The 3,643-nt window shown below is 48.3% G+C and carries 4 protein-coding genes; 3 read left to right on the top strand and 1 reads right to left on the bottom strand.

What is annotated here, in order from left to right; all coding sequences use genetic code 11:
- Window positions 1-88: 88 nt before the first annotated feature.
- Window positions 89-334, bottom strand: coding sequence for a hypothetical protein (locus F8561_RS24580; protein WP_050497065.1), 246 nt, complete (start codon window positions 332-334; stop codon window positions 89-91).
- A gap of 250 nt (window positions 335-584) precedes the next feature.
- Between F8561_RS24580 and F8561_RS00015 the strand changes: the two genes are divergently transcribed.
- From F8561_RS00015 to F8561_RS00005, 3 genes are all read left to right on the top strand, one after another.
- Window positions 585-1,070: an MbeB family mobilization protein gene (locus tag F8561_RS00015; RefSeq protein ID WP_012565228.1), complete on the top strand. Its 486-nt coding sequence runs from the start codon at window positions 585-587 to the stop codon at window positions 1,068-1,070.
- Window positions 1,071-1,073: 3 nt separating this feature from the next.
- A complete protein-coding gene (locus F8561_RS00010; protein ID WP_012565230.1) occupies window positions 1,074-1,289 on the top strand; it encodes an MbeD family mobilization/exclusion protein in 216 nt (71 codons plus the stop codon).
- Window positions 1,290-1,634: 345 nt separating this feature from the next.
- Window positions 1,635-3,191 carry a sensor domain-containing diguanylate cyclase gene (locus F8561_RS00005; RefSeq protein ID WP_032993376.1) on the top strand — a complete coding sequence of 519 codons (1,557 nt, stop codon included), beginning with the start codon at window positions 1,635-1,637 and terminating at the stop codon, window positions 3,189-3,191.
- Window positions 3,192-3,643: the final 452 nt, after the last annotated feature.

Genomic DNA, 3,643 nt, shown 5'->3' with positions numbered 1-3,643 from the left:
GAAGCCGGAAGAAGTCCGGGAGCTGATTGACGCGTCGCCTTACGTTAAGAAATACACCTCCGGGGTACTGTCGTTTGCGGAAGCGGATTTACCTTCCGGCCAGCGGGAAAAGCTGATGGCAAGCTTTGAGCGGGTTCTGATGCCCGGACTTGATAAAGACCAGTACAGCATCCTGTGGGTGGAGCATCGTGACAAGGGGCGGCTTGAGCTGAATTTTCTGATCCCGAACACGGAGCTGCTGACCGGCAGACGGCTCCAGCCGTATTACGATCGCGCCGACCGTCCACGCATCGATGCCTGGCAGACCATCGTGAACGGCAGACTGGGGCTGCACGACCCGAACGCACCGGAGAACCGGCGGGCACTGGTCACACCGTCTGCACTGCCTAAAGCGAAGCAGGAGGCTGCAGAAGCGATTACACGCGGTCTGCTTGCTCTTGCCTCATCCGGGGAGCTGAAAACCCGTCAGGATGTCACTGAGGCGCTGGAAAGCGCAGGTTTTGAGGTGGTCCGCACCACAAAAAGCAGTATCAGCATTGCCGACCCGGACGGGGGGCGAAACATCCGACTGAAGGGAGCCATTTATGAACAGTCTTTTAACGCTGGCGAAGGACTTAGAGCAGAAATCGAAAGCGCAGCAGCAGAATACCGGCGAGATGCTGAAAGCCGCATTCAGCGAGCACGAGAAATCTGTAAAAGCGGAACTGAACGAAAGCGCGAAGAGAATCAGCGCCGCCATCCTCGACCACGACCGGAAACTGTCCTCAGCCATGAGCCAGCGCACGAAAGGCATGGTGCGCATGGTCAGCCAGACGTGGCTGACCATCGTCCTGGTCTCCGCGCTGCTGATCGCCTCGAGCGCGGGCATTCTGTGGTGGCAGGGGCAGCAGATACTCGACAACTACACGACCATCCGGGAGCAGAAGAGCACGCAGGCCATGCTGTCAGAGAGGAACAGCGGCGTGCAGCTCTCGACCTGCGGCGAGCAGAGACGCCGCTGCGTGAAGGTGAACCCGGAAGCGGGACGGTTCGGAGAGGATTCGAGCTGGATGATACTGGCGGGGAAATAGCACATGACGGAGCTGGAAAAACAGTTGCTGAGCGCATTAGAGCAGCTACAGCAGGACTACTCGAAAAGGCTGGACGAGTGGGAGAGCGCCTTCGCGGAATGGCGGACGATGTCTGGTCTTATGCTACGGGAGAACGCAGCGCTGAGCGAGCGCGTCACGGGCTTGAGCAGGCAGGTGCAGAGTTTGAGCGAGCAGCTGCGCCGGTTGTCGAGCGACTGAATGCCGTCGAGCCGCACCGGGAGCAGGAGCGCGTGGTGCAGCATCAGAAAGCGCTGGAGCTGGAGCGATCTCAGCGACAGCGGACGTATAACAGCCCTTCACTGTGATAACCTGATAAAACGGGGCTTTCGGCGGACATCTGCGCTGAAAGCCGGAGCCATTCACCCGACTGCATAGCCATGCAGCCGGGTGAAATTTATCTGGCGCAGAATGCGCGGTTTAGCGGAGAGTTTGCTGCCGGTTTTACCGGGCTGACGCCGCATTTGTTCCGAACCCGTCCGGGGCGGTGCTGATAAGGGATGTTATGGTAAATGCGGCATTTTTTATTATATGGAGTGTATTTTTATGAGAATTAAAAAGCCTCACCTTCGTCCGATAGTCATAACCTTGTCCGTTGGTGGGATTTTGTTAACTTCTATTTTTCTGATTGCCGTTATTATGGTTTTTCAGCGCGAAAATATAGAAAAAGATTTGCTTTATGCTAATTCATCGTACGCTATGAAAATGTCAGATGTAATGAGTGGTTATATTGAAATGGCTCAAGGTGAATTAGCATATGGAGCAAAAAAAATAAAATCAACTAATGATATTGACTCACTTAAAGATGAGGCGGATAGGTTAAGATTGCAGTCTGGTATGTTTAATTCAGTTCTTGTTGTTAGTAATGATGCTGTTGTTCTGGCGACTTCGCCAGAATCTCTTGATTTAGTTGGTACCCGCTTGAATTCAAGTGCCAGCAAATTGGCGATTGAGGAAAAGAAACCATTCATATCTTCACCGTTAAAATCAGTTACTGGGAATTTGATTATTTTGTTGTCACATCCTATTTATGATAAGGGTGGCAATTACATAGGGTATGTCGGTGGGTCTATATATCTAAAAAAACATAATTTATTTGGCGATGTTTTGAGCAGGCATTTTTTCAAGAACAACACTGAAATTAGCATTGTTAGTGATGATGGGAATGTGATCTTTAATAACGATAAAAGTGCTGTTGATCGGCCTATGGTTATGTCTGATGATTTGAAATCAAAGTTAACTGCGTCTGATAGAGGTGAGGGGGCATTTTTTTCTTCGGGGCATAGATATCTTCTTGGTTATGCTAGTATGAAAAATACTGCTTGGAATGTGTTGGTTTATAGTCGTGCTGACAGTGTGACTACTATTCTTATTGCTTATGCTAAAAGTGTACTTGTTCTGCTAATTATAATAATTATTGTGTTTTCACTTATTTCATATTTCATTGCCTCCAGTATTTCACTTCCTTTAGAAAAGCTTGCTATATCTACCAATGCTAAAGATATCGGAGCTTCGCTAGTTTATATTAAAGCTATCAATGCTTGGTATGCCGAAGCTGATAGGCTTAAAAAGGCGCTTTTTACGTATATTAAGGTAATGATGGAAAGAGTTGATTTTCTAAATGAGGTGGCGCTTAAAGATCCCCTTACCGGCGTGAACAATAGATTGGGGTTTTTAAGTAAAATACAGAATCATAAGCGGGATTCAGGGTATTCAGTTATTGTAATTGATGTTGATTTTTTTAAAGAGATAAATGACAGTTTCGGGCATGGGGTCGGAGATGAGGTGCTTGTTTCTTTGGCTCATATTATTAATTCCTGTTGCCGTAGTGAAGATGTTGTTTGTCGGTTTGGTGGCGAAGAGTTTGTTGTTTTCCTGCCGAATACATCTGTGGTAACAGCTAAGTGTGTTGCGGAGCGTATTAGGAGTGTTATTGAAAGTACTGTCTTCCCTAATAACTTGCGGGTCACCATATCTGCTGGTGTGGCAACACAAGATGATCCTCTTGGTAGGATCGATTTTTTGCTGAAAAATGCTGACGATGCTCTTTATCAAGCCAAAAGGGAGGGGCGTAATAAAGTGATTGTATATAGCGCTATTTGAGTTTTTTGATGATGCTTTACGCGCTAGTGTGTCGTTTTTTTTGTGGCGAAGAGTGGGCAAGAAGCGGATCCTCTTGTTATCCCTTCGATGTCGTCGTAATCTCATACCCTGTAAACAAAAAAACCACCGCTACCAACGGTGGTTCGTTTGCCGGAATTCAGAGCTACCAACTCTTTCTTCCGAAGGTAACTGGCTTTCACGGAGCGCAGGTACCAAAACTGTCCTTCCAGTGTAGCCGCAGTCAGGCCACCACTTCAAGAACTCTGTAGAACACTCTACTACTCCGCTCCGTGAATCCTCTTACTAATGGCTACCGCCACTGGCGATTTTTCGTGTCTGTTCCGGGTTGGACTCAAGATGATAGTTACCGGGACAACGTGGTAGTCGGGCTGAACGGGGGGTTCGTGCATACAGTCCAGCTTGGAGCGAACTGCCTTCCCGGAACCGAGTGT

The organism is Enterobacter sp. 198, from assembly GCF_009025585.1.
GTDB classification, from domain to species: domain Bacteria; phylum Pseudomonadota; class Gammaproteobacteria; order Enterobacterales; family Enterobacteriaceae; genus Enterobacter; species Enterobacter ludwigii.
The sequence above is the reverse complement of the archived record's forward strand: the minus strand, read 5'-3'. Positions and strand labels throughout refer to the sequence as shown.

Coding starts and splice junctions, on each gene's coding strand:
- F8561_RS00005 (WP_032993376.1), top strand. CDS start 1,635: ATGAGAATTAAAAAGCCTCACCTTCGTCCGATAGTCATAACCTTGTCC.
- F8561_RS00010 (WP_012565230.1), top strand. CDS start 1,074: ATGACGGAGCTGGAAAAACAGTTGCTGAGCGCATTAGAGCAGCTACAG.
- F8561_RS00015 (WP_012565228.1), top strand. CDS start 585: ATGAACAGTCTTTTAACGCTGGCGAAGGACTTAGAGCAGAAATCGAAA.